Raw genomic sequence first — 21399 nt, 5'->3', positions numbered from 1 at the left:
CGATGGTGTTCGCGCCAGAGAGCTCCGTGTCTTCACCGGGTCCGCCATAGCGCCCGCAGGAGGTCAGGTCGTCGTTTCCTGTCGTCTGGTCCATCCGCCGCGCCCGCCCGAAGAAAGCCGGGCCATGGCCAATAGACATGCGTCCGCACGACTCACGAGAGCCCCGGACGGGCGGGGTATAGGGGGAAGGTGCGGGGCCGTCAAGCACCCTGAACTTGCAGGGAATTCCCGAAAAGCGGTTCGCCTAGTCGAGCAGCTGGCCCTCAGCCCAGAACTTGTTGACCTTGTCCCACCATGTAAGGCTGGTGGGATAAAGAAAGTGAGCAAATTGCTCTGGTGACGTTGTGCGATGTAGGTTCGCGTTCTGAACGTCCTCAATCAAACCGACTATGGCAGCCTTACGGACGTCCTCATCTCCGTCAACAATCCAGCGTTCAAGCGTCGCAGCCACTTCTTGAAGCTCGGGGATTCTGTCGTCTTCGAGCAAGGTGACAACACATCGCGCGAGTTCTGACATCATCAAATACAAAGGAACTTCGTCGCGGCTAAATCCGCAAATCTCGGTTTTGTTACCTTCTTCCGGCGTGAAATCGGCAAGCAGGCGGAACGTTACCTTTAACATCTCCTGTGTATCGATCATCAGCGCACTCTCTAGTTTTCGTACCGCTGGCGCAGGTGCACCGCCCACAAATCCGGGCGCCTCTCCCGCGTCAGACGTTCCGCTTCCGACCGTCGCCATCTCTCCACCTCGGCGTGGTTGCCCGAGGTGAGGACGGCAGGAATCTCGCGCCCCTCCCAGACGGCCGGCCGCGTGTACTGCGGATGTTCCAGCAATCCGTGGGAATGGCTTTCCTCTTCGGTGGAACTGGCGTTCCCCAGCACCCCCGGCAGCAGCCGCACCACCGCGTCGATCATCGCCTGCGCGGCGATCTCTCCCCCCGTCATCACGAAGTCCCCGAGGCTGACCTCCTCGACCGCGTAGTGGTCCAGCACCCGCTGGTCCACGCCCTCGAACCGGCCGCAGAGCAGGGTGATCCCCTCCGCCCCGGCCCAGCCTCGGGCGGTGGCCTGGTCGAAGGGCTTTCCCCGCGGGGAAAGGTAGACGACCGGCCAGAGGGCGCGGTCGGGGGGCGTGCCGATGGCGGCCTCGTCGAGCGCCTTGGCGACCACGTCGGCCCGCAGCACCATGCCGGCACCGCCGCCCGCCGGGGTATCGTCCACGTTGCGATGCCTGCCGATCCCGAAGGGGCGAAGGTCGATGGTCTGAAGCGCCCAGAGCCCCTCGGCCAGCGCCTTGCCGGTCAGGGAAAGGCCGAGCGTCCCGGGGAAGGCCTCGGGGAAAAGCGTGACGATCCGCGCCGCCCAGGCGCCCTTGACCCGCTGCGGCGCCATCAGGTCGCGCGGGCGGGGCGAGGCGGAAATGGAAAGCCGCCCGTGGGACTTGGGTTTGGCGCCGGTCATTCGCCCGTCTCCTCCGGCGGGTCGGCGACGATGCGGCCGGCGGTCAGGTCCACGGTCGGGACCACCGCCTTCGTGAACGGGAGAAGGAGTGCTGTCCTGCGTCCCGGCGCGAAGATCTCCAGGATGTCGCCCGCGCCGTGGTTGTAGATCGCCCGTACGGTGCCAAGCTGGGCGCCGCCGGTGTCGAAGACCGGAAGCCCGATCAGGTCGGCGTGGTAGAATTCGTCGTCCGGAAGGCTCGGCAGCCTTTCGCGATCGGCAAAAAGCGAGGTGCCGCGGAGCGCGTCGGCCTCCTCCTTCGTCGTGATGCCGGACAGCCGCGCGGCAAGCCCGCCCGGAATGGCGCGGGTGATCCTCACGCCGAAGCTGCGCGCGCCGTCCTCGGTGTAAAGCGGCGCGTAGGCGGCGATGGCCTCCGGCTGGGCGCAGAAGCTCTTGAGCCGCACCTCGCCCCCGACGCCGAAGGCACCCGAGATGGCACCGACACAGATCCGGTCAGGTGCCATCGGGAATCTCCGGGCATCGGGCGGCCGCGGGTGCGACCGCCGGACCAGGCTCTACCATCCGCTCCGCCTTCAGCCCGAGCCAGAACGACCCCGCGCAGAGCGCGAGGGTCACGGTCCGGCGCAGGAGGAAGCCCACCAGCATGGCGATGCCTTACTCGGCCGCCGCTTCCTCGGCCTTGGCGGATTTCGCGGCCTTCTCCTCGGCGCGCTTCTTCGCCTTGTCGCCCGGCTCGGCCTTCTTCATGTTGGCGCGGGTCGCCTTCTCCCGCACGCCAGCGGCTTCCAGCATCCGCGCGATGCGGTCGGTCGGCTGGGCGCCCTGGGCCAGCCAGTGCTGGACGCGCTCCATGTTCATCTTCACGCGGTCCTCGCTGTCCTTCGGGAGAAGCGGGTTGTAGGTGCCGAGCTTCTCGATGAAGCGGCCGTCGCGGGGCATCCGCGAGTCGGCGGCGACGATCGAGTAGTAGGGGCGCTTCTTGGAGCCCCCGCGGGCGAGGCGGATCTTCATAGCCATGTCAGTTCTCCTATCGCTGGCTCTTGAACAGGCGGGTGCCTGCTATCCTTCGGTTACTTCTGTAGTCTCTCGTGGTGCCTGATCACTTCGCTGATGACGAAGTTCAGGAATTTCCTGGCAAATTCCGGATCGAGGTCGGCTTCCTCGGCCAGCCTTTCCAGCCTTGCGATCTGCTCTGCCTCGCGCACCGGGTCGGAGGGCGGCAGGTCGTGCGTCGCCTTCAGCCGGCCCACCGACTGGGTGTGCTTGAAGCGTTCGGCGAGCGTGTAGACGAGGATCGCGTCAAGCCGGTCAATCGACTCGCGGTGTTCCTTGAGAAGCGCCGCGGCGCGGGCGGTGGCGTCGGTCATTCGGCTCTCCTCTTGCGGTTCCGGGCGTCGGCTTCCGGCCTTGCCTGCGTCGGTTTCGCGTCGGTCTTCCGTCCCGACAGCACGCGCGGGGCAGCAACCTTGCACCGGGTATTCTGGCAACGGCGAAGCGGCAGGGTCATGCGCGGCCCTCCGGGCGGTGACGGTAGACGCGGACGGGGTCCGCCATCGCGGCCTCCGCCCCGGGATCGCGCACCGCGCCCAGCCGTTCGGCGAGCGCGATGGAGCGGCCGTTGTCGTGGTCGACGTAACTGACCACTGTCGCCATGCCGAGCGTGTCGAAGGCATGGGCGCGGATCGCTTCCGCCGCTTCCCGCGCGTAGCCCTTGCCTTCCGCCGCCTCGGTCAGAACCCAGCCGATCTCCGGCTCCGGGTCGCCGTATTCCTGCCAGAGGTAGCCGAAGCCGAGCACCACCCCGCCCTCGCGCTCGATGATGGTCCAGAGGCCCATGCCACGCAGCATCCAGCCCGCGACGGCCTCGCAGAAATCGTTCCATGCCCCCTCGCGGTCGAAGGGCCCGCCGAGGCCGGCCGCGCGGCCCGACATGAAGATGCCGGCATAGGGCTGAAAATCCCCGATCAGGGGCGCGCGCAGGACGAGCCGTTCGGTGCCAAGCACGGGCACGAGATCGGACATCGCCCCGGCCTGAGCTGCCGCGGCACCGGTGGATGGCCGTTCCCACGCGTGCATCATGCGCGGACCTCCCGTCCCGGGTGGCGCCAGCGGTTCACGACCTTTGGCACATCCGTCCGGTGAGGCCCCTCGTTGCGCGCGCCAAGCCGATCGGCCACGCGTTCGGAGGCCGTGTTGGCCGGGTCGATCAGGCTCATCAGCGGGCCGAAACCCAGCGTGTCGTAGGCCCAGTCGCGCACGGCTTCCGCGGCTTCGGTCGCGTAGCCGCGGTGCTGGAAAGCGGGGTAGATCACCCAGCTTAGCTCCGGTTCGCTGCGCCAGCCGGGGTGGAAGATGCCGACCCGTCCAACCGGCGTGCCGGTCGCCGTCTCGCTTACCCAGAACGTGCCGTAACCTCGCAGCGTCCACTGCCCGGCCTGCATGGCGACGCCGACCCAGGCATCCTCGCGGTCGGTCGGTCCGCCGATAAAGCGCGCGGCGTCGGTGGTGCAGAAGTCCATGAAGGCATCGGCATGGTCATCGCGGACCGGACCGAGGGTCAGGCGGTCACTGTAGAGCGTGGGCGCGCCGGAACGGAACCTCATCCGCGCCCCCCGAGGTCATGGCGGATCACCACGTCGCCCGGGTCCACGCCGGGAAGCGTCGGGTCGATCACGCCGCCGATGCGCAGGCCGAGCGCGAGCGAACGCGCGTTCGCGGGGTCGATGATGGAGACGAGCCGGCCCCAGCCGAAGGTCGCACGCACCCAGTCGATGACGGCGCGGGCGGCCTCGGCCGCGTAGCCCTTGCCTTCGGCTTCGGGGATGACGAACCAGCCGAGTTCCGCCTCGGGGAAACCTTCGGGCTGGTAGATGCCGACCTCGCCGACATAGGCACCGGTGGCCCGGTCATCGAGGCCGAAGGCGCCGTATCCGCGCAGCGGCCAGAGCGCCACATCGGCTGCCCAGGCGCGATACCCCTCCACCCGGCCCATCGGCCCGCGTTCGAACCGCGATCGGTCGGAGGCGAAGAAGGCCGCCCAATGCTCGAAGTCCGCGAGCTTCGGCATGCGGAGCGTCAGCCGCGCCGTATGGAGCGTGGGGGCGATCACTTCTTCCGACCCATGCCGCCAAGCCCGGAAAGCCCGGCCGGCAGCTTCATCCCGCCGAGGCCACCGGGAAGACCGCCGCCCATGCCGCCAAGGCCGCCCGGCAGCTTGCCGCCCGCCATGCCCTCCTGCACGCCCTTGGCCATCGCATCGAGTTCCTCGGGGCTCATCTTCGAGGGGTCGGGCATTCCGCCCTTGCCGAACATCCCCTTCATGGCCTGCTTCAGCATCCCGCCCTTGCCCATCTTCTTCATCATGTCCGCCATCTGGCGGTGCATCTTCAGAAGCTTGTTCAGTTCGGCCACGTCGAGCCCCGCGCCCGCCGCGATCCGCTTCTTGCGGGAGGCTTGCAGCAGGTCGGGGTTGGCGCGTTCCTTCTTCGTCATCGAGTTGATGAGCGCGATCTGGCGGCGGAGAACACTGTCGTCGAAGCCGGCCTCGTCCATCTGTCTGGAGAGCTTCCCCATGCCGGGCATCATCCCCATGATTCCCTGCATGCCGCCCATCTTCAGCATCTGGTCGAGCTGCCCCTTGAGGTCGTTCATGTTGAAGAGGCCCTTCTGGAAGCGCTTCATCATCCGCTCGGCCTGCTCGGCCTCCAGCGTCTGTTGCGCCCTTTCGACGAGGGCGACGATGTCGCCCATCCCGAGGATGCGGCCCGCGACACGCTCCGGCTCGAAGGTCTCGAGCGCGTCCATCTTCTCGCCGAGGCCGACGAAGCGGATCGGCTTGCCGGTGACCGCGCGCATGGAAAGCGCCGCGCCGCCGCGACCGTCGCCGTCCATCCGCGTCAGGACGACGCCGGTGATGCCGACCTTGCCGTCGAACTCGGTTGCGACGTTCACGGCGTCCTGACCGGTGAGGCCGTCAACCACCAGAAGCGTCTCGCGCGGCCTGGCGACGTCGCGCACGGCCTGCACCTCGTCCATCAGCACTTCGTCGATGTGCAGCCGCCCGGCGGTGTCGAGCATGTAGACGTCGTAGCCGCCCAATGTCGCCTGCTGCTTGGCGCGCTTCGCGATCTGGACGGCCGTCTCGCCCTTCACGATGGACAGGGTGTCCACGCCGATCTGCTGGCCGAGGATCGCGAGTTGCTCCATCGCCGCCGGGCGGTTGGTGTCGAGGGAGGCCATGAGCACGCGCTTCTTCTCGCGGTCCTTGAGCCTCCTGGCGAGTTTCGCCGTCGTCGTCGTCTTGCCCGAGCCCTGAAGGCCCACCATCAGGATCGGCGCCGGCGGGTTGTCGATCTTGAGAGCCCCCGGGTCTTCGGCGCCCCGCAGCACGTCCACGAGCGCGTCGTGGACGATCTTGACCACCTGCTGGCCGGGGGTGACCGATTTTGTCACCGCCGCGCCGGTGGCCTTCGCCTCGACCGCCTTCACGAAGTCGCGCGCGACGGGCAAGGAGACGTCGGCCTCCAGAAGCGCCACGCGGACCTCGCGGAGCGCCGTCTTCACGTCCTCGGCCGAAAGCGCGCCCTGCTTCGTCAGCCGGTCGAAGACGCTACCGAGGCGTTCTGACAGGTTCTCGAACATCGCGGGCCCTCCTTGGCCGGTTCATCCTTGCGTCCCCGAGATAGTCACGGGGGGCGCCAAACGCAAAACGCACCCGTGGGCGCGACGCGCTGACGGATGGCGATCCCCGGTCTGGCCGGGGACCGGAAGCTCTTTCGGGCTGCCGGATTGGCCGCGCCTTACGCGCCTTGCCGCGCGGTGTCAAGGAAAAGGCCCGGGTTGCGGAACGGTCCGGGGTGCGGATACGCCCCGTTGCGAAAAGGAAAGGGCACGCGGATGACCGCGTGCCCTTGCCGTATGAGGTGACTGCTGCCGTTCAGCGGCGATCGGACCCGCCGAGGCGCAGCATGGTCCCCATGCCGGCATCGGCCGAGAAATCGCTGCGCGCAACTTCGCCCGCGTTCTGGGCGGCGTAGAACTTCTTCAGGCGCAGCGCGTCGGCGGCGGTTTCCGCCGAGGCGATCTCGCCAGCCTGGCCGACGGTGTAGACGCCCGCCGGAACGCCGGCCGAAAGCTCGAGCTGGGTGGAACTGGCGAAGGCCGGGGCGGCGATCACGACGGCGAGGGCGGAAAGCGCGAGTTTCGTTTTCATGTTCTGTCCTTTCAGTATCTGCGGGCCACAGCCCGCGTTTCGATGGAGACCGGCGTGGCCGGTGTCGCGGCGATACGAGGGAGCGTCATCGGCGCTGGCAAGGAAGAGATAGGTGTTGAACAATCCGGGAAAACGGCCAATCTACACCCTGGTGTGTTCACGAGCGCACAGTACTTCTTCGTGATCGTTTCGTGATCTATTTCGTGATTTCAAGGAGTTGCCAGATGGAGAGCTGGGACGAGGTGCGGACGGCCTATCAGGTGGCGCGCATCGGCACCGTCTCGGGCGCGGCGGAGGTGCTGGGCGTCCACCACGCCACGGTCATCCGCCACATCGACGCGCTCGAGGCCCGCCTCGGCGCAAAGCTTTTCCAGCGACATCCGCGCGGCTACACGGCGACCGAGGCGGGGCAGGAGCTTCTGAAGGTGGCGCGGGCGACCGAGGACCAGTTCGCCCATCTCGCCGCCCGTATCACCGGGACCACGACCGAGATTTCCGGCGAACTCGTCGTGACCTCGATCCCGGGGCTTTCCGAACTGGTGACGCCCGCGCTCGTCCGGCTGCAGGCCGAGCATCCGGGGCTGCGGGTCCGCTACCTCAGCGACCCGCGGCTCTTCCGGCTGGAATATGGCGAGGCGCATGTCGCCATACGTGCCGGCGGCCGGCCGCAGGACCCCGACAATGTCGTCCAGCCGCTCTGCACCCGCCGCGTCGCGCTTTATGCGAGTCCGGCCTATGTCGCCGCCCATGGCTTGCCCGAGGGCGAGGACGACCTTGGCCGGCACCGCTTCGTCGGGCCGGCCGATCCGGAGAGCCGCGCAACCTTCCACCGCTGGCTGGCCGAGCGTGTGCCCGAGGAGGCGATCACCTTCCGCACCAACGAGGCGAACGTGGCGGCCGACGCGATCCGCGCCGGCGCGGCGATCGGCTTCCTGCCGGCCATGCAAGCGCGCGCGCAGGAGGGGCTGGTCGTGGCGATGCCGAACCGCCCGGAATGGGAGACCCCGCTCTGGCTCGTCACCCATGTCGATCTGCACCGCACGCCGCGCATCCAGCTCTTTCTGAAGGCGGTGAAGGAAGACGCGAAGCGCTGCGGGATGGACTGAGACCGGTGCGCGGCGGCGGACTCCACGGGGCGCCCTTGCGCGGCCATCTGGCGATGGCGCTTTTCTCGATGCTCGTCGCCGGCTCCTTCCCGCTGGGCGCGATGATGGCGAACGCGGTCTCGCCCGTGGCCTTCACCGCGCTGCGCTTCCTGCTGTCCGGCGTGATCATCGGGGCGGCGGCGCTCCTGACGACGGGATTGCCGCGGCTGGCGGCGCGGGCGCCCTGGCGCTATGCCGTGCTCGGCAGTCTTTTCGCGGCATATTTCGTCCTGATGTTCGAGGGGCTGAAGACCGCCGCCCCTGTCTCGGCGGCGGCCGTCTTCACGCTGACGCCGGTCCTTTCGGCAGGGTTCGGCTTCCTCCTCCTCCGGCAGGTGACGACGTCGCGGATCGCGCTTGCGCTGGCCATCGGCGCGGCCGGCGCGCTCTGGATCATCTTCCGGGCCGACTGGCAGGCCATGTTCGGCTTCCGCGTGGGCCGGGGCGAGGCGGTATATTTCGCCGGCTGCGTGGCACATGCGCTTTATACCCCGATGGTGCGGAAACTGAACCGCGGCGAACATCCCCTGGTCTTCACCTTCGGCATGATCGTCGCGGGGACGGCCGTCACCACCCTCTGGGGCTGGGGCGCGATCCGCGCGACCGACTGGACCGCGCTGCCGGGGATCGTCTGGGTGACGCTTCTCTACACCTCGGTCTTCGCCTCGGCCGTCACCTTCGTCCTCCTGCAATACGCCACGCTGCGCCTGCCGGCGTCGAAGGTCATGGCATATACCTATCTGGTGCCGGCCTGGGTGATCCTGTGGGAGGTCGCGCTGGGCCAGCCATCGCCGCCGGCGCTGGTCATGGCAGGAGTGGCGCTGACGGTCCTAGCGCTGGCACTCCTCATGAAGGAGGAGCGCACGGGCTGAGCCGGCGGGTGCCTGCGGCGGTGGCACTTGCCGCAAAGAAGGAGGGGGGCTCAGCCTTCCGCCTCCCCCGGGAGTTCAGCGGCGAGGAAGCGTTCGAAGGCGTCGAAATCCACCGGGTCGAACTGGCCGAAGCCCTGGATCCAGACCGTGGCCGTGCGCATCGCGTCGGGTTCGAGCTTGCACCACTTCACCCGGCCGCGCTTTTCCTGGCTGATGAGCCCGGCCTCGGCGAGGATTGCGAGGTGCTTGGAGATGGCGGCGAGCGACATGGCGAAAGGTTCGGCGACGTCGGTCACGGCCATGTCGTCCTCGAGGAGCATGGTCAGGATCGCCCGCCGCGTCGGGTCGGCGAGGGCGGCGAAGACGAGGTCGAGCGAGGAGGCGGGCCGCGGGATCATCGTCCCTTCCTGCGGCCTCGGCCCGCGATCGTCAACCGGAAGGTTGAATATGCCTGCGGGCGCTAACGGTCGGCTCCGGCGCCGGGGTAGGGTCATGGCGGCGTCGGTGGCTGCAAGAAATATGCAGTCTTTCCAGTTGTTTGTGCCCGCAAGCCTTGGCGATTTCGGCGATTGACTCGGGCACGGGCCGGCCTTAGTCATCGCGCAACTGACCGAGGGGGCCTTTCCATGTCCGGCGAGCCCGATCCCGATCGCCTGAAGGCGCTTGAGGAGAAGCTGGCGGCGGCACGGAAGGACCAGGCCCGCACCCCGCGCGGGGACGAGCATTTCTCGGCCGCGAGCCAAGGCTGGCGGATGGTGATCGAGCTGGTCGCGGGACTCGGGATCGGCTTCGGCATCGGATACGGGCTGGATACCCTCCTGGGGACCTTGCCCCTCTTCCTGGTGCTGTTCACATTGCTGGGCTTCGTGGCCGGGGTGAAGACGATGCTTCGCACCGCCAGGGAAATCCAGGACGAGAAGCAGGCGGGCAGGCCCGCCAGTGACGAAGGGGAATAGACGTGGCGACGGAAGAGCACAGCCAAGGCCTCACGTTCCATCCGATGGACCAGTTCAAGATCCAGCCGCTCTTCGGCGAGGGCCCGATCCACTGGTACACTCCCACCAACGCGACGCTGTGGATGGCGCTCACGCTTCTGGCGATCTTCGCGCTCTTCGTGCTTGGCACCCGCGGCCGGGCGATCATCCCTACGCGGTTGCAGTCGGTGGCCGAGCTCGGCTACGGCTTCGTCCACAAGATGGTCGAGGATGTCGCCGGCAAGGACGGGCTGAAGTTCTTCCCCTACATCTTCACGCTCTTCCTCTTCATCGTCTTCGCGAACTTCCTCGGCCTCGTTCCGGGTGCCTTCACGACGACCAGCCACATCGCCGTGACGGCGGTCATGGCGGTGGCGGTGTTCCTGACCGTGACCATCGTCGGCTTCGTCAAGAACGGCGCGGGTTTCCTCGGCCTCTTCTGGGTTTCCTCGGCGCCCCTGGCGCTGCGCCCGGTGCTGGCGCTGATCGAGGTGATCTCGTACTTCGTGCGGCCCGTCAGCCACTCGATCCGACTTGCCGGCAACATGATGGCCGGCCACGCGGTGATCAAGGTCTTCGCGGCCTTCGCGCCGCTCGTCCTCATCTCGGGCATCGGCATCGCGGTGACGCCGCTTTCGATCCTCGCCATCGTGGCGATGTATGCGCTCGAAATCCTCGTGGCCTTCATCCAGGCCTATGTCTTCACGATCCTGACCTGCGTCTACCTCAAGGATGCGCTGCATCCGCACCACTGACGCCGGTCTTCCACCCACGCAGAAAATCCAACCGTAAGGAGTAACGACATGGAACTCGCAGCAGCAGCGGCCCTCGGCAAATTCATCGGTGCGGGCCTTGCCTGCATCGGCATGGGCGGGTCCGCCATGGGGGTGGGCAACGTCGCGGGCAACTTCCTCGCCGGCGCACTCAGGAACCCCTCGGCCGCGGCCGGCCAGACCGCCACGCTCTTCATCGGCATCGCCTTCGCGGAAGCGCTCGGGATCTTCTCGTTCCTCGTCGCGCTCCTGCTGATGTTCGCCGTCTGAGCCTTCCCTGACCATCCTTACGGCCGGATGGGGGCAGAGCCGCGCCCATCCGGGTTGTAATCAAGGTTTCGAGGGGGCCGAGATGGCAAACACCACAACAGAGGCCGCCGGGGCCGTCACCGAAGCCGTGACCGAGGCAACCGGCCACGCCGCCGAGGCCGCAGGGCACGCCGCGCAGTCCGCTGGCATGCCGCAACTCGATTTCTCGACCTTCGGCAACCAGATCTTCTGGCTCGCCGTGGCACTCGTGCTGATCTATCTTGTGCTGTCGCGCGTGGCGCTGCCGCGGATCGGTGGCATCCTCGCCGACCGGCAGGGCAAGATCACCAGCGACATCGCCGCGGCCGAGGAGCTGAAGCAGAAGGCCGAGGCGGCCGAGAAGGCCTATAACCAGGCGCTGATCGACGCGCGGACCGAGGCGGGCAAGATCGTCGCCGAGGCGCGGGCAGAGATCCAGAAGGATCTCGACAAGGCCACCGCGAAGGCCGATGCGGAAATCGCCGCGAAGGCGGCCGAAAGTGCGAAGCGGATCGAGGAGATCCGCGCCGGAGCGGCGGAGAATGTCGCTGTCGTCGCCAAGGAAACCGCCGAGGCCATCGTCGCCGCGTTCGGCGGCAGGGCGGACGCGGGCGCCGTCGACGACGCCGTGGCAAGCAGGCTGAAGGGGTGATGCGATGAACCGGATTCTGCTTTCGACGCTTCCCGCCCTTCTGGCAAGCCCGGCCTTCGCGGCGGGCGGGCCGTTCCTCTCGCTGCGCAACACGAACTTCGTCGTGCTCGTGGCCTTCCTGATCTTCATCGGCGTCCTTCTTTACTTCAAGGTGCCGGCGCTGATCGGCGGGCTTCTGGACAAGCGCGCCGCGGGAATCAAGGCGGAGCTCGACCAGGCGCGCGCCCTGCATGACGAGGCGCGGTCCATCCTGGCCTCTTACGAGCGCAAGCATAAGGAGGTGCAGGAGCAGGCCGACCGCATCGTCGAGACCGCGAAGCGCGAGGCGCTTGCCGCGGCGGAGCAGGCGAAGGCCGATCTAAAGGCCTCCATCGCGCGGCGGCTCGCCGCCGCGGTGGATCAGATCGCCTCGGCCGAGGCGTCGGCGGTGCGGGAGGTGCGCGACCGCGCGGTGAGCGTGGCGGTTGCGGCCGCGGGCGACCTCATCGCGGCGAAGATGACCGCGGCCGAGAAGAACAAGCTGGTCGAGGCGTCGATCGGCGAGGTCGAGACGCGGCTGCACTGACCTGACCGCAAGATGCGACGCGAGACCCGGCCGCAGCGCCGGGTTTGGCATTCCCGGGGGGGCGCAACGATGGCAGTGACGATCCGGCGGCCGGTCAAGGACGACAGGGAAGCGTGGGAACGGCTCTATGAGGGCTATGCGGTGTTCTACGGTGTCGCGCAGACGCCCGAGATGCGCGCCCGCGTCTGGGGCTGGATCCTCGATCCCGCGCACGAGACCGAGGCCTTCGTGGCCGAGGACGAGGACGGCGGGCTTACGGGGCTTGCCCATTTCCGCGCGTTCGCCCGGCCGCTTTCGGCGTCGGTCGGCGGGTTTCTCGACGATCTCTTCGTGCCCCCCGAGGCGCGCGGCCGGAGCGTGGCCGATGCGCTCATCGGCGCGGTGGCGGCCGAGGGCCGGTCGCGCGGGTGGACGGTGATCCGCTGGATCACCGCCGAGGACAACTATCGCGCCCGCGCCGTCTACGACCGGTTGGCGGACCGGACGAAGTGGGTCACCTACGACGTCCGGCTCTGACTCCGGGCGCGGTGCTCAGCCCCGCAGCTTCTTCACGACCAGGCCGACGACGACCTGTACGATGAGGCCGGCGACGCCGCCGCCGACGAGGTTGCCCGCGAGCGCGGCAATGTCGGTTCCGCTGCCGAGAAGCCCGCCGATGAGCTGGCCGCCGCCGATGCCGCCGAGCGCACCGGCAATCAGGTTGCCGATGTTGCCCATGTCGGCGTCCTTGACGACCTTGCCGCCGCCGAGGCCGCCGACGGCCCCGCCGATCAATTGGGAAAGAATCTGTTCCATCGTACTGTCCCACCTTTGTTGCACGCGCGAAGATCGCCCGCGCCGAAATCGTTCGGCGGCGAACCGGCGCCTGTCAAGCTGCGATTGGCACTCCTGACGTCCTTGACGCCGCGGCATCGACGCCCCGATTCTAGCCGCGTGCGTCCTCCTGCGCGATCCTGAGCCGGGCCACAGCCTCGTTGCGCTGCGCCCTGCGGTCGTCGTCCAGCGCGCGGGCCACGTAGTCGAGGTGGTTTTCGACCGCGGCCCGTGCGGCAGCGGGGTCGCGTGCAAGCAGCGCGTCGCGGATCGCGCGATGCTGGGCGAGGAGCATGCCGCGGGTGGTCTTCTGACGGAACACGACCTGGCGGTTGTAGAAGACGCCCTGCTGCAGGAGGTCGAAGATCGACCGCATCATGTGCAGCATGATCACGTTGTGGCTGGCCTCGATGATCGCCATGTGGAACTCTGCGTCGAGCCGCGCCTCGTCGGCCGGGTCTCGCTTTTGGTGCGCGGCTTCCATCTTGGCGAAGATGGCGTCGATCACCGTCAGATCGGTGTCCGAGGCCCGTCGCGCCGCCCGCTCGGCGGCCAGCGCTTCCAGATCGCGGCGGAAGGCGAGGTAGTCGTTCACCGCCTCGTCATGACGCTCGAAGAGGCGCACCAGCGCGGGCGAGAAGGCCGAGCCGAGGACCTCGGCCACATAGATGCCCGCGCCCGCCCGGGTGGTCAGAAGCCCGGCCTCCTGCAGGTCGGCGACGGCCTCCCTCAGGCTCGGGCGCGAGACTCCGAGCCGGTCGGCGAGGTCGCGTTCGGACGGCAGCCGTTCGCCGGGACGGAGGATGCCGCGCAGGATCAACCCCTCGATCTGGCGCACGACGCTTTGCGACAGTTTCTCCGGTTCGACCTTCTGGAAGGGCATCGCAATCTCCGCAAATTGGTCAGATCATATGACCACCGGGAATATGCGACAATAAAAAAGCCGGGCCATCGGCCCGGCCTCCGCACGCATGCCGAACCCCGTCAGCCTTGCGGGATGATCAGGATTTCCACCCGGCGGTTCTGCGCCCGGCCCTCGGGCGTCAGGTTCGACGCCACCGGCAGGTCCTCGCCCCGGCCATAGGCGACGATGCGCCCGCCCGCGACGCCCGCACCGCGCAGGATCGCCGCCACGGCCATGGCCCGGCGCTGCGACAGGTCCTGGTTGTAAGCGGCCGAGCCGGTGTTGTCGGTGTGGCCCACGATCTCCACCCGTGTGTTCGGGTAGCGGTTGAGGTTGTCGGCGACCGCGTAGAGGTCATTCTGGATCGAACCCTGCACTGTCGCGCTGTCGGTGGCGAAGAGCAGGCCCTCGGGCATCACCACCCGAAGCTGGTTGCCCTCGTTGATGATGCGGATACGGCTGTCGCTGATCTCGGCCTGCAGTTCGCGCGCCTGGCGGTCGAGGTTGGAGCCGACGACCCCACCCGCGAGACCGCCGATCGCGGCGCCGACGACGGCGCGGTCGAGCTTGTCCTTGCCACCGTCGCCGGTGAGGATGCCGGCGAGCGCGCCGATCCCGGCACCCGTCAGCGCGCCTTCCTTGGTGCGCTGGTTCGGATCGGCCGAATACTGGTCGACCGGGGTGCAGGCGGCCAGTAGCACGGCCACGACGGCACCGCCGAGAAGGGTCCTGGAAAATCGCATGGAAGCTGCTCCGCTTGTTGTTTGGCTTCTGATCGGAGATTAGCCGCTGTTAGGCAATAACGCCCGATCAGAAAAGCGGTTCCGGCGACAATCCGCGCATCCTGGCAGCCGCCTCAACCGGCCTCGACGCGGGCCGATTCCCAGGCGAGCATCGCGCGTTTCACCGGCAGTCCCCAGTGATAGCCGCCGAGCCCGCCGGTCTTGCGGATGGCGCGGTGGCAGGGGATGAGCCAACTCACCGGATTGCGGCCGATGGCGGTTCCGACGGCGCGCACCGCCTGCGGATAGCCCGCCCGCCGGGCGATGTCGGTGTAGGTCGCGACATGACCGGGGGGAATGGCGATGAGCGCCTCCCAGACCTTGATCTGGAACGGGGCGCCGATGGCAAAGACGGGTGCGGGCGCGTTCGCCGAACCGAATGCGGCGAGCACCCAGGGACGGAGCGCCATGGGGTCCTCGACGAAACGCGCCTTCGGCCAGCGGCCGCGAAGGTCGGCCATGGCGGCTTCGGTCCCGGTTTCACCGGCGAAGGCGAGGCCCGAGATGCCGCGATCGGTACCCATCACGAGAGCCGGGCCGAAGGGGCTTTCGAACCAGCCCCAGCGGATCGTCAGCCCCTCCGCTCCCTTGGCGAACTCGCCGGGGCTCATCGCCTCCCAGCGAATGAAGAGGTCGTGGAGCCTCCCCGTGCCGGACAGCCCCGCCTCGTCCGCGGCGTCGAGTAGCGTGCGGCGTTCCGTGAGAAGGCGTTTTGCGTGGTCGAGCGTCAGGTACTGCTGGTAGCGCTTGGGGCTGACGCCGACCCACCGGGTGAAGACGCGCTGAAAATGCGCCGGGCTCATCGACAGCCGCTCGGCCAGGTCGTCGAGCGCGAGGGGGGCGCCGCCGGCGTCGTCGATGGCCTTCAGCGCGCGGGCGATCACGGCGTAGTGGTAGCGGTCTTCGGGACTCTGGTCGGTGGGCATGGCAGTCTCCTCAGAGACGAGACTAGGCCACGACGGCCCGGGGTGCGACCCGGATGTTGCGCTTTGCTCAGGCGGCCAGCGCGGACCTGCGCGGCCGGCAGAGGGCCAGACGTGCAACCTCATGACGCCTGAGGCAGAGCCGTGCTGTCTGTTTGTGGCCCTCACCAGCAAGCGCGAGGACCTCGGCGACGGCATCGGCGCCGAGGCCAGCCAGCCCCTCTGCCGAGGCGAAGAGGGATTCGCACCATGCCCCGTTGGCAAGGATCACCTCGTGCCGGGGCAGAAGGACATGGTGGAAAGCCTCCCCCGCCGCCGCTTCGGATGCGGAAAGGCCCCAGGGTCCGGCCAGTTGCCCCGCCGCGGCGAACGCCTCGTGCTCCCCGCTGAGCAGCGCCACCTCCGCGCCATCGACCAGAAGCCGGTGGCAGCCGGTGACGGTCAGCCTGCGATGCGGCCGGCCTTCCCCGAGCGCCCCCGCCGGCACCGTGACACGCGTCGTCGGCAACGCCGCGCCGCCCGCAAGGAACCGTCCCGTCCAGAGCACCGGCGGATATCCGTTGTCGAGCGTCAGCAGCCGGTCGCCCCGGCTGAGCCGCTCCACCGCGACCTCGCCCCGCTGCGTCGCGATCAGCGTGCCCGAGGCAAAGCAGGGAACCGAGGCGACCTGCGAATAGGTCAGCGCGGTGTTGTTCGGCGCGCTGACATTGTAGGTGCCGGTGACCGGATAGGCCGTGCCCGGCGTCAACGGGCTGGTTGAGAAAAAGCCGACGACCTTGCCGCCGATCTCGATCTGGTCGACCTCGATCACGATGCCGCCGGGCCCGGACAACGCGGAAAAGCTTTCGTCATAGACCCGGCCCGAGGCTATCACGCTGCCGCTCATCGAGGTGACGACGGCCGTCTGGTCGGCGTCGCTGCCCACCTCGTCCGCGCTGACGTCGCCGTCAAGATAGCCGTCATTGTCGTTGATGGTGACCAGAACCCGGTCTGTCTCGTGGTTGTAGGCGGATGACAGGGTGAGGGTATGCGTCGTCGCGTCGTAGGCGAGCGCCGATGGCTTGTAGGCGTAATATTCGTGGATCATCGCAGCCTGCCTTTGCTTGCCGGCAGGATGGGGAGGGTGGCCCGAAAACCTGGTTAACCGGACGCCCGCAAAATCGTTCGAATTGTCGCGACTTGCCGTGCGCCCCGGGGCATTGCATACCCGCGCCATGGACCATGCGCTCGACTACCAGACGCTCCGCGAGATATTCACCCGCTTCCACGCCGCCGAGGCGGAACCGAAGGGGGAACTTGAGCATCTGAACGCCTTCACGCTTCTCGTCGCCGTGGCGCTGTCGGCGCAGGCGACGGACGCCGGCGTGAACAAGGCCACGCGCGCGCTTTTCGCCGTCGCAGACACGCCCGAGAAGATGCTCGCCCTCGGCGAGGAGGGGCTGATCGCGCACATCAAGACCATCGGGCTTTTCCGCCAGAAGGCGAAGAACGTGATGCGGCTGTCGCAGATCCTCGTGGCGCGATACGGCGGCGAGGTGCCCTCGTCCCGCGCGGCGCTCATGACGCTGCCGGGGGTCGGGCGCAAGACGGCGAATGTCGTGCTGAACATGTGGTTCCACTTTCCCGCGCAGGCGGTCGATACCCATGTCTTCCGGGTCGCCAACCGCACCGGAATCGCGCCTGGCCGCGATGTGCTGGCGGTGGAACGCGCCATCGAGGACAACGTGCCCGTGGAGTTCCAGCGCCACGCCCACCACTGGCTGATCCTGCACGGCCGCTACATCTGCGTCGCCCGCAAGCCGAAGTGCGGCGCCTGTTTCATTCGCGATCTCTGTCCTTACGAGGAGAAGACCCAGTGACCAAGCGCTACCAGGTTGTCGGCATCGGCAACGCCATCGTGGACGTGCTGACCCAGTGCGACGACGATTTCCTCGACTGGATGGGGATCGAGAAGGGGATCATGCAGCTTGTGGACCGCGAGCGGGGCGAGACGCTCTATGCCGCGATGAAGGAGCGGACGCAGGCTCCGGGGGGCTCGGTCGGCAACACGCTGGCAGGGCTTGGCAACCTCGGCCTGAAGACCGCCTTCGTCGGTCGGGTGAAGGACGACGCGCTGGGGCGTTTCTACGCGAAGTCGCTGGAGGCGGAGGGCACCGACTTCCCCAATCCGCCGGTCGCGGCCGAACCGCTGCCGACCTCGCGTTCCATGATCTTCGTGACGCCCGATGGCGAGCGGTCGATGAACACCTATCTCGGCGCCGGCGCGGATTTCGGGCCCGACGACCTCGACGCCGGTGTCGTGAGGACGAGCGACTACCTCTTCCTCGAGGGATATCTCTTCGACAAGGACCACGGCAAGGCCGCCTTCCGCAAGGCCGCCGCCGCCTGCCACGAAGGCGGCGGCAAGGCCGGGATCGCGTTGTCCGATCCGTTCTGCGTGGACCGTCACCGCGCCGACTTCCGCCGGCTGGTGCGCGACGAGATGGACTATGTCATCGGCAACCAGCACGAATGGACTTCGCTCTACCAGACGGCCGACCTCGAAGCGGCGCTGGCCCAGGCCCACGCCGAATGCGGCACCGTCGTCTGCACCCGCTCGGGCGCCGACGTGATCCTCATCCGCGGGCAGGAGAGGGTGGAGGTGCCGGTGCACCGCGTCGTGCCGGTCGATGCCACCGGGGCCGGGGACCAGTTCGCCGCCGGTTTCCTCTATGGCCTGGCCACCGGCCAGCCTCTGGCCAAGGCGGGGCGCATGGGCTGCATCGCCGCGGCCGAGGTGATCAGCCATTTCGGCGCTCGCCCCGAGGCCGACGTCAAGGCTCTGTTCCGCTCGAATGGACTGATCTGATCCGTCGCGCCGGGTGCGTTTGCCCGACTCGTGCAACTTGTGGTAGAGTTTCAAGGTAGCGAGCCGGAGACGCGGCACGCTGCGTGACGGTATTTTTCGAAGTCATTGGAGAAAGCCATGGAAAAGTTCGTCATCCTCCGGGATGCCAGCCGGGGCATGCGCCCGGAAGCCATATACCCCAGGCCCGGACCCTTCGGCACGGCGGCGGGCCGTCTGGACCTGCCACCCGAACCGCGCGTCGAGACCGCTGATCTGTCCTCGGCCGAGCTGCGCGGGGCGGCGCGCGACCCGGAGGTCGTCGCTGTCGCGCGGGCGATGCCGATCCGGCTGATCGAGCCGCGGGGTGCCCCCACCGCCGCTTCCGCCGGGGCGCCGACCTGGGGGGTGGCGCGCGTCGGCGCCACCGCCAGCCCCTTCGACGGCGCAGGCGTGCGCGTCGCCGTGCTCGACACCGGGATCGACGCGACCCACCCGGCCTTCGCGGGCGTCAACCTGATCCAGAAGGACTTCACCGGATCGGGCAATGGCGACGGCCACGGCCATGGCACCCACTGCGCCGGCACGATCTTCGGCCGCGACGTCGGCGGCACCCGGATCGGCGTCGCGCCCGGCGTGACCGAGGCCCTGATCGGCAAGGTGCTCGGCGCCGACGGCTCTGGCGGTTCCGAGATGCTCTTTGCCGCGATGAACTGGGCCTCCGAGGAGAACGCGCGGGTGATCTCGATGTCGCTCGGATTCGACTTCCCCGGTCTTGCCGACCGGCTCGTGACGGTGAACGGCCTGCCAGTCGCGCTCGCGACCTCGATCGCGCTCGAAGCCTACCGGATGAACCTCAGGGTCTTCGACAGCCTCATGGACCTCATGCGCGCCAAGGTGGATTTCAATGGCGGCACCGTCGTCTGCGCGGCCAGCGGCAACGAAAGCGAGCGGCAGATCGCCCCCGACTTCGAGGTCAGCGCCTCGGTCCCTGCGGCGGCACTCGGCGTCGTGTCGGTCGGCGCGCTGGCCGAGGGCGCGAACGGGCTGACGGTCGCGCCCTTCTCGAATACCAATCCGGTCGTTTCTGCACCGGGCGTGGGCGTCGTCTCGGCCTGGCCGGGCGGCGGGTTGAAGTCGCTGAACGGGACGTCGATGGCCTGCCCGCATGTCGCCGGGGTGACGGCACTCTGGTGGCAGGCGCTCGGTGCGGCGAGCCTGCCCCTGACCAGCCGCGCGGTGGAGGCGCGGCTTCTGGCCAGCGCGGTGCGGACGCCCTTCGCGCCCGGCGTCGATACCGCCGACCGCGGGCAGGGCCTGGTGCAGGCGCCGACGGCCGCCGTTTCCTGACGGAACGCGGCGGGGGCGGTGTGCCCGCGCCTGCCGCGCCGCCTCATCCGGGCGCCGGACCGTCATCCGCCGGCTCGATCGCGCCCCGGCGCGCGAGCGTCCGGGCGAGGGCGGCACAAGCCAGGGCCCAGGCCCCGCCCGCCGCCCAGCCGGCGAGGACGTCGGTCGGCCAGTGGACGCCGAGGTAGACACGGCTCGCGCCGACGGCGAGCGTGACGAGGACGGCGAGAGCCACGACATAGGCGCGGAGCCGCCGTTCGCGGAAGTTCCGCGCGACGAGCGCCGCGAGGGTGAGGTAGACGACCGCCGCCATCAGCGAATGACCCGAGGGGAACGAGGCGGTGTAGACGAGCGAGCCGTGCGGCACGAGATCGGGCCGCGGCCGGTCGAAGAACGCCTTGGCCAGGTTGCTGAGTGTCACCCCGCTGCCGACGGCGGCGAGGACGTAGAGCGCCGTCCCGTGCTTGCGCTGCAGCCAGAGGAGCCCCGCCGCCGCGAGCGTGAGGAAGGTCAGGACTCCAAGGCCGCCAAGCCCGGTCACGTCGCGGGCCATTTCCTCCAGCCAGGGTGGCCCGAGCGGGTCGGCGGCATCGCCCGGGATCCGGAGCGCGAGCAGGATGGCGGTGTCGAAGGCCCGGGTCTCGCCCTCCATGACCTCTTCGGCCAGTTCGGCGAAGGCCCAGAGCGCAGCGGCGGCGAGGGCGAGGGCAACGGCAAGGCCAAGCTCGACCGCGGCGGCGCGGCGCGCGATCCGTTGGCTGAGGGTCGCAAGGCGGGTCATGGTGCCGCACCATGCCAGCCTGGCGCCGCCGGGTCTACCGCCCGAGCTTGGCGTGGACCTCGGCAAGGTCGACCTCGCCCGTGGGCACCTTGTTGGCCGGATTGTCGAAGTCGTAGCGGAAGAGCTGGAAGTCCTTGTGGTAGATTTCCCACATCAGGTGCATCGCGAGGTCGTCGAAGTAGTCCTCGACCGGATGGACCCGTTTCGGCCCGTGGCCTTCGCTTTCGTTGAAGCGCGGAATGGAAGCGAGGTCCACCTTTTGCGCCGTCTCGACATGGTCGAGCACCGTCTGCATCCCGGCGTCGAAACGCTCGGTGAAGAAGATGTGGTCATAGCTTCCGCCGTTCACGATGTAGGTGGCGATGTGGCCGGACATGGCGGACCAGTGGATGTCGGGCTCCATCGGCCGGCGCCAGCGGATCGTGTCGCGGGCAAAGAGGAGGAAGCGGCGGAAGGACCGGATCTGGTCGAACTCGAACCCGTCCTCGGGACTGCCGACCTCCACCCCGTATTTCTGGACGAGCATCGGCACGAGGTTGCCGCGATAGCGCTTGCCGTTCCTCTGGATGCCGCAGATCTTGTCGAAGAAGGACGACAGGATGCGCGTGTAGGGATTGCGGACGCAGGTGAAGGCATAGCTCCGGTGCGCCTTCACGTTGGCCTCGATCAGCGGCTGGCTGGCCTCCTGGCTCCACTTGTGCAAGCCCTCGGCCGCGTCGTGGATGTCGCCGTCGTAGAAGCGGCCGTGGTCGGAGAAGAACATGATCTGGCCGATGGTCGAGCAGGCGCATTTCGGCACCACGCGATAGACCATGCTTTCGCTTTCCGTCATCCATGTGCCGGGAAAACCCATTTCGCCCGTGTCTCCTCATCCTGTCGCGCATCGGGCATCCTGACCGCGAATTGCGGCCCAAAACGCAATGAAAAGCGGTCTTTTCAACGGCTCATAAACCGAAATCCCTCAACAATCCATTGCCGGTCGGTTAACAGGTTCCCAAATGGCAAGGATCGCCTTCATTCTTCTCTGTCACAAGGACCCCGAGGGGATCATCCGTCAGGCCGAACGGCTGACGGCCG

The 21399-nt window shown here is 68.1% G+C and carries 30 protein-coding genes; 11 read left to right on the top strand and 19 right to left on the bottom strand.

Annotated features, from left to right (window positions below; translation table 11 throughout):
- Positions 1–244 precede the first annotated feature (244 nt).
- The 11 genes from ACMUOO_RS03625 to ACMUOO_RS03575 all read right to left on the bottom strand — a co-directional run bounded on the left by ACMUOO_RS03625 (position 245) and on the right by ACMUOO_RS03575 (position 6676).
- On the bottom strand, positions 245–640 hold the full coding sequence (locus ACMUOO_RS03625) for a hypothetical protein (RefSeq protein ID WP_301920121.1): 396 nt from the start codon (positions 638–640) through the stop codon (positions 245–247).
- A gap of 11 nt (positions 641–651) precedes the next feature.
- On the bottom strand, positions 652–1461 hold the full coding sequence (gene trmD / locus ACMUOO_RS03620; RefSeq protein WP_301920120.1) for a tRNA (guanosine(37)-N1)-methyltransferase TrmD: 810 nt from the start codon (positions 1459–1461) through the stop codon (positions 652–654).
- The gene (gene rimM / locus ACMUOO_RS03615; protein ID WP_301920119.1) at positions 1458–1967 is read right to left on the bottom strand and encodes a ribosome maturation factor RimM; all 510 of its coding nucleotides are present in this window, start codon (positions 1965–1967) and stop codon (positions 1458–1460) included. The genes trmD and rimM overlap by 4 nt, the downstream gene beginning before the upstream one ends.
- Positions 1957–2109 carry a hypothetical protein gene (locus ACMUOO_RS03610; RefSeq protein ID WP_301920118.1) on the bottom strand — a complete coding sequence of 51 codons (153 nt, stop codon included), beginning with the start codon at positions 2107–2109 and terminating at the stop codon, positions 1957–1959. Before ACMUOO_RS03610 ends, rimM begins: the two co-directional genes overlap by 11 nt.
- A gap of 9 nt (positions 2110–2118) precedes the next feature.
- Entirely contained in the window at positions 2119–2481 is a 363-nt protein-coding gene (gene rpsP / locus ACMUOO_RS03605; RefSeq protein ID WP_301920117.1) for a 30S ribosomal protein S16, read from the bottom strand.
- Positions 2482–2534: 53 nt separating this feature from the next.
- A complete protein-coding gene (locus tag ACMUOO_RS03600; RefSeq protein ID WP_291335915.1) occupies positions 2535–2831 on the bottom strand; it encodes a chorismate mutase in 297 nt (98 codons plus the stop codon).
- A 136-nt stretch (positions 2832–2967) separates the two neighbouring features.
- Positions 2968–3543 (bottom strand): GNAT family N-acetyltransferase, encoded by a 576-nt coding sequence (locus tag ACMUOO_RS03595; protein ID WP_301920116.1) that lies wholly within the window; start codon positions 3541–3543, stop codon positions 2968–2970.
- A complete protein-coding gene (locus ACMUOO_RS03590; protein ID WP_301920115.1) occupies positions 3540–4067 on the bottom strand; it encodes a GNAT family N-acetyltransferase in 528 nt (175 codons plus the stop codon). Before ACMUOO_RS03590 ends, ACMUOO_RS03595 begins: the two co-directional genes overlap by 4 nt.
- Positions 4064–4573, bottom strand: a complete 510-nt coding sequence (locus ACMUOO_RS03585) for a GNAT family N-acetyltransferase (protein WP_301920114.1) — start codon at positions 4571–4573, stop codon at positions 4064–4066. The genes ACMUOO_RS03590 and ACMUOO_RS03585 overlap by 4 nt, the downstream gene beginning before the upstream one ends.
- Complete coding sequence (gene ffh / locus ACMUOO_RS03580) at positions 4570–6105, bottom strand: signal recognition particle protein (RefSeq protein WP_301920113.1); 1536 nt, start codon at positions 6103–6105, stop codon at positions 4570–4572. Before ffh ends, ACMUOO_RS03585 begins: the two co-directional genes overlap by 4 nt.
- Positions 6106–6400: 295 nt before the next feature.
- Positions 6401–6676 (bottom strand): hypothetical protein, encoded by a 276-nt coding sequence (locus ACMUOO_RS03575; RefSeq protein ID WP_301920112.1) that lies wholly within the window; start codon positions 6674–6676, stop codon positions 6401–6403.
- Between the two features lie 224 nt (positions 6677–6900).
- Here ACMUOO_RS03575 and ACMUOO_RS03570 point away from each other — a divergent pair, with 224 nt between their 5' ends.
- Positions 6901–7782: a LysR family transcriptional regulator gene (locus ACMUOO_RS03570; protein ID WP_301920111.1), complete on the top strand. Its 882-nt coding sequence runs from the start codon at positions 6901–6903 to the stop codon at positions 7780–7782.
- Positions 7783–7817: 35 nt separating this feature from the next.
- The gene (locus ACMUOO_RS03565) at positions 7818–8693 is read left to right on the top strand and encodes a DMT family transporter (protein ID WP_301920110.1); all 876 of its coding nucleotides are present in this window, start codon (positions 7818–7820) and stop codon (positions 8691–8693) included.
- A 50-nt stretch (positions 8694–8743) separates the two neighbouring features.
- Here ACMUOO_RS03565 and ACMUOO_RS03560 read toward each other — a convergent pair whose 3' ends face one another.
- Positions 8744–9091: an ArsR/SmtB family transcription factor gene (locus ACMUOO_RS03560; RefSeq protein ID WP_301920109.1), complete on the bottom strand. Its 348-nt coding sequence runs from the start codon at positions 9089–9091 to the stop codon at positions 8744–8746.
- Between the two features lie 228 nt (positions 9092–9319).
- Here ACMUOO_RS03560 and ACMUOO_RS03555 point away from each other — a divergent pair, with 228 nt between their 5' ends.
- The 6 genes from ACMUOO_RS03555 (at position 9320) to ACMUOO_RS03530 (ending at position 12461) form a co-directional block, all read left to right on the top strand.
- A complete protein-coding gene (locus ACMUOO_RS03555) occupies positions 9320–9649 on the top strand; it encodes an AtpZ/AtpI family protein (protein ID WP_413854870.1) in 330 nt (109 codons plus the stop codon).
- Between the two features lie 2 nt (positions 9650–9651).
- Positions 9652–10422: a F0F1 ATP synthase subunit A gene (locus ACMUOO_RS03550; RefSeq protein ID WP_301917583.1), complete on the top strand. Its 771-nt coding sequence runs from the start codon at positions 9652–9654 to the stop codon at positions 10420–10422.
- A 48-nt stretch (positions 10423–10470) separates the two neighbouring features.
- Positions 10471–10710 (top strand): F0F1 ATP synthase subunit C, encoded by a 240-nt coding sequence (locus ACMUOO_RS03545; RefSeq protein WP_263720507.1) that lies wholly within the window; start codon positions 10471–10473, stop codon positions 10708–10710.
- Positions 10711–10792: 82 nt separating this feature from the next.
- Positions 10793–11380: a F0F1 ATP synthase subunit B' gene (locus tag ACMUOO_RS03540; protein WP_301917582.1), complete on the top strand. Its 588-nt coding sequence runs from the start codon at positions 10793–10795 to the stop codon at positions 11378–11380.
- Between the two features lie 4 nt (positions 11381–11384).
- On the top strand, positions 11385–11945 hold the full coding sequence (locus ACMUOO_RS03535; RefSeq protein ID WP_301917581.1) for a F0F1 ATP synthase subunit B: 561 nt from the start codon (positions 11385–11387) through the stop codon (positions 11943–11945).
- A gap of 69 nt (positions 11946–12014) precedes the next feature.
- Entirely contained in the window at positions 12015–12461 is a 447-nt protein-coding gene (locus tag ACMUOO_RS03530) for a GNAT family N-acetyltransferase (protein ID WP_301917580.1), read from the top strand.
- 15 nt (positions 12462–12476) lie between these two features.
- Here ACMUOO_RS03530 and ACMUOO_RS03525 read toward each other — a convergent pair whose 3' ends face one another.
- The 5 genes from ACMUOO_RS03525 to ACMUOO_RS03505 form a co-directional block, all read right to left on the bottom strand.
- On the bottom strand, positions 12477–12740 hold the full coding sequence (locus tag ACMUOO_RS03525; RefSeq protein ID WP_301917579.1) for a hypothetical protein: 264 nt from the start codon (positions 12738–12740) through the stop codon (positions 12477–12479).
- Positions 12741–12870: 130 nt separating this feature from the next.
- On the bottom strand, positions 12871–13641 hold the full coding sequence (locus tag ACMUOO_RS03520; RefSeq protein ID WP_301917578.1) for a FadR/GntR family transcriptional regulator: 771 nt from the start codon (positions 13639–13641) through the stop codon (positions 12871–12873).
- 101 nt (positions 13642–13742) lie between these two features.
- Positions 13743–14405 carry an OmpA family protein gene (locus tag ACMUOO_RS03515; protein ID WP_301917577.1) on the bottom strand — a complete coding sequence of 221 codons (663 nt, stop codon included), beginning with the start codon at positions 14403–14405 and terminating at the stop codon, positions 13743–13745.
- A 113-nt stretch (positions 14406–14518) separates the two neighbouring features.
- A complete protein-coding gene (locus ACMUOO_RS03510; RefSeq protein WP_301917576.1) occupies positions 14519–15370 on the bottom strand; it encodes a bifunctional helix-turn-helix domain-containing protein/methylated-DNA--[protein]-cysteine S-methyltransferase in 852 nt (283 codons plus the stop codon).
- A 67-nt stretch (positions 15371–15437) separates the two neighbouring features.
- Positions 15438–16454: a Hint domain-containing protein gene (locus ACMUOO_RS03505; RefSeq protein WP_301917575.1), complete on the bottom strand. Its 1017-nt coding sequence runs from the start codon at positions 16452–16454 to the stop codon at positions 15438–15440.
- 127 nt (positions 16455–16581) lie between these two features.
- On the opposite strand from ACMUOO_RS03505, the gene nth reads away from it, so the two are divergent.
- The 3 genes from nth to ACMUOO_RS03490 all read left to right on the top strand — a co-directional run bounded on the left by nth (position 16582) and on the right by ACMUOO_RS03490 (position 19541).
- Entirely contained in the window at positions 16582–17226 is a 645-nt protein-coding gene (gene nth / locus ACMUOO_RS03500) for an endonuclease III (RefSeq protein ID WP_301917574.1), read from the top strand.
- The gene (locus tag ACMUOO_RS03495) at positions 17223–18215 is read left to right on the top strand and encodes an adenosine kinase (protein ID WP_301917573.1); all 993 of its coding nucleotides are present in this window, start codon (positions 17223–17225) and stop codon (positions 18213–18215) included. Before nth ends, ACMUOO_RS03495 begins: the two co-directional genes overlap by 4 nt.
- A gap of 117 nt (positions 18216–18332) precedes the next feature.
- Positions 18333–19541: a S8 family peptidase gene (locus ACMUOO_RS03490; RefSeq protein ID WP_301917572.1), complete on the top strand. Its 1209-nt coding sequence runs from the start codon at positions 18333–18335 to the stop codon at positions 19539–19541.
- Positions 19542–19584: 43 nt separating this feature from the next.
- Here the strand turns inward: ACMUOO_RS03490 and ACMUOO_RS03485 are convergent, their stop codons facing one another.
- Together ACMUOO_RS03485 and ACMUOO_RS03480 are read right to left on the bottom strand one after the other, a co-directional pair.
- On the bottom strand, positions 19585–20322 hold the full coding sequence (locus ACMUOO_RS03485; RefSeq protein WP_301917571.1) for a phosphatase PAP2 family protein: 738 nt from the start codon (positions 20320–20322) through the stop codon (positions 19585–19587).
- A 34-nt stretch (positions 20323–20356) separates the two neighbouring features.
- Entirely contained in the window at positions 20357–21175 is an 819-nt protein-coding gene (locus ACMUOO_RS03480) for a sulfotransferase family protein (RefSeq protein WP_301917570.1), read from the bottom strand.
- Positions 21176–21399 lie beyond the last annotated feature (224 nt).

This window comes from Albidovulum sp., from assembly GCF_041919395.1.
Taxonomy (GTDB): Bacteria; Pseudomonadota; Alphaproteobacteria; order Rhodobacterales; family Rhodobacteraceae; genus Albidovulum.
The sequence above is the reverse complement of the archived record's forward strand: the minus strand, read 5'-3'. Positions and strand labels throughout refer to the sequence as shown.

Bases quoted from the DNA above. Each gene is read 5' to 3' on its own strand.
- ACMUOO_RS03575 (WP_301920112.1), bottom strand. From the start codon at position 6,676: ATGAAAACGAAACTCGCGCTTTCCGCCCTCGCCGTCGTGATCGCCGCC.
- ACMUOO_RS03610 (WP_301920118.1), bottom strand. From the start codon at position 2,109: ATGCTGGTGGGCTTCCTCCTGCGCCGGACCGTGACCCTCGCGCTCTGC.
- ACMUOO_RS03490 (WP_301917572.1), top strand. From the start codon at position 18,333: ATGGAAAAGTTCGTCATCCTCCGGGATGCCAGCCGGGGCATGCGCCCG.
- ACMUOO_RS03535 (WP_301917581.1), top strand. From the start codon at position 11,385: ATGAACCGGATTCTGCTTTCGACGCTTCCCGCCCTTCTGGCAAGCCCG.
- nth (WP_301917574.1), top strand. From the start codon at position 16,582: ATGGACCATGCGCTCGACTACCAGACGCTCCGCGAGATATTCACCCGC.
- ACMUOO_RS03600 (WP_291335915.1), bottom strand. From the start codon at position 2,831: ATGACCGACGCCACCGCCCGCGCCGCGGCGCTTCTCAAGGAACACCGC.
- ACMUOO_RS03505 (WP_301917575.1), bottom strand. From the start codon at position 16,454: ATGATCCACGAATATTACGCCTACAAGCCATCGGCGCTCGCCTACGAC.
- ACMUOO_RS03510 (WP_301917576.1), bottom strand. From the start codon at position 15,370: ATGCCCACCGACCAGAGTCCCGAAGACCGCTACCACTACGCCGTGATC.
- ACMUOO_RS03485 (WP_301917571.1), bottom strand. From the start codon at position 20,322: ATGACCCGCCTTGCGACCCTCAGCCAACGGATCGCGCGCCGCGCCGCC.
- ACMUOO_RS03515 (WP_301917577.1), bottom strand. From the start codon at position 14,405: ATGCGATTTTCCAGGACCCTTCTCGGCGGTGCCGTCGTGGCCGTGCTA.
- ACMUOO_RS03590 (WP_301920115.1), bottom strand. From the start codon at position 4,067: ATGAGGTTCCGTTCCGGCGCGCCCACGCTCTACAGTGACCGCCTGACC.
- ACMUOO_RS03525 (WP_301917579.1), bottom strand. From the start codon at position 12,740: ATGGAACAGATTCTTTCCCAATTGATCGGCGGGGCCGTCGGCGGCCTC.
- ACMUOO_RS03520 (WP_301917578.1), bottom strand. From the start codon at position 13,641: ATGCCCTTCCAGAAGGTCGAACCGGAGAAACTGTCGCAAAGCGTCGTG.
- ACMUOO_RS03545 (WP_263720507.1), top strand. From the start codon at position 10,471: ATGGAACTCGCAGCAGCAGCGGCCCTCGGCAAATTCATCGGTGCGGGC.
- ACMUOO_RS03595 (WP_301920116.1), bottom strand. From the start codon at position 3,543: ATGATGCACGCGTGGGAACGGCCATCCACCGGTGCCGCGGCAGCTCAG.
- ACMUOO_RS03560 (WP_301920109.1), bottom strand. From the start codon at position 9,091: ATGATCCCGCGGCCCGCCTCCTCGCTCGACCTCGTCTTCGCCGCCCTC.
- rimM (WP_301920119.1), bottom strand. From the start codon at position 1,967: ATGGCACCTGACCGGATCTGTGTCGGTGCCATCTCGGGTGCCTTCGGC.
- trmD (WP_301920120.1), bottom strand. From the start codon at position 1,461: ATGACCGGCGCCAAACCCAAGTCCCACGGGCGGCTTTCCATTTCCGCC.
- rpsP (WP_301920117.1), bottom strand. From the start codon at position 2,481: ATGGCTATGAAGATCCGCCTCGCCCGCGGGGGCTCCAAGAAGCGCCCC.
- ACMUOO_RS03480 (WP_301917570.1), bottom strand. From the start codon at position 21,175: ATGGGTTTTCCCGGCACATGGATGACGGAAAGCGAAAGCATGGTCTAT.
- ACMUOO_RS03540 (WP_301917582.1), top strand. From the start codon at position 10,793: ATGGCAAACACCACAACAGAGGCCGCCGGGGCCGTCACCGAAGCCGTG.
- ACMUOO_RS03625 (WP_301920121.1), bottom strand. From the start codon at position 640: ATGATCGATACACAGGAGATGTTAAAGGTAACGTTCCGCCTGCTTGCC.
- ffh (WP_301920113.1), bottom strand. From the start codon at position 6,105: ATGTTCGAGAACCTGTCAGAACGCCTCGGTAGCGTCTTCGACCGGCTG.
- ACMUOO_RS03530 (WP_301917580.1), top strand. From the start codon at position 12,015: ATGGCAGTGACGATCCGGCGGCCGGTCAAGGACGACAGGGAAGCGTGG.
- ACMUOO_RS03570 (WP_301920111.1), top strand. From the start codon at position 6,901: ATGGAGAGCTGGGACGAGGTGCGGACGGCCTATCAGGTGGCGCGCATC.
- ACMUOO_RS03555 (WP_413854870.1), top strand. From the start codon at position 9,320: ATGTCCGGCGAGCCCGATCCCGATCGCCTGAAGGCGCTTGAGGAGAAG.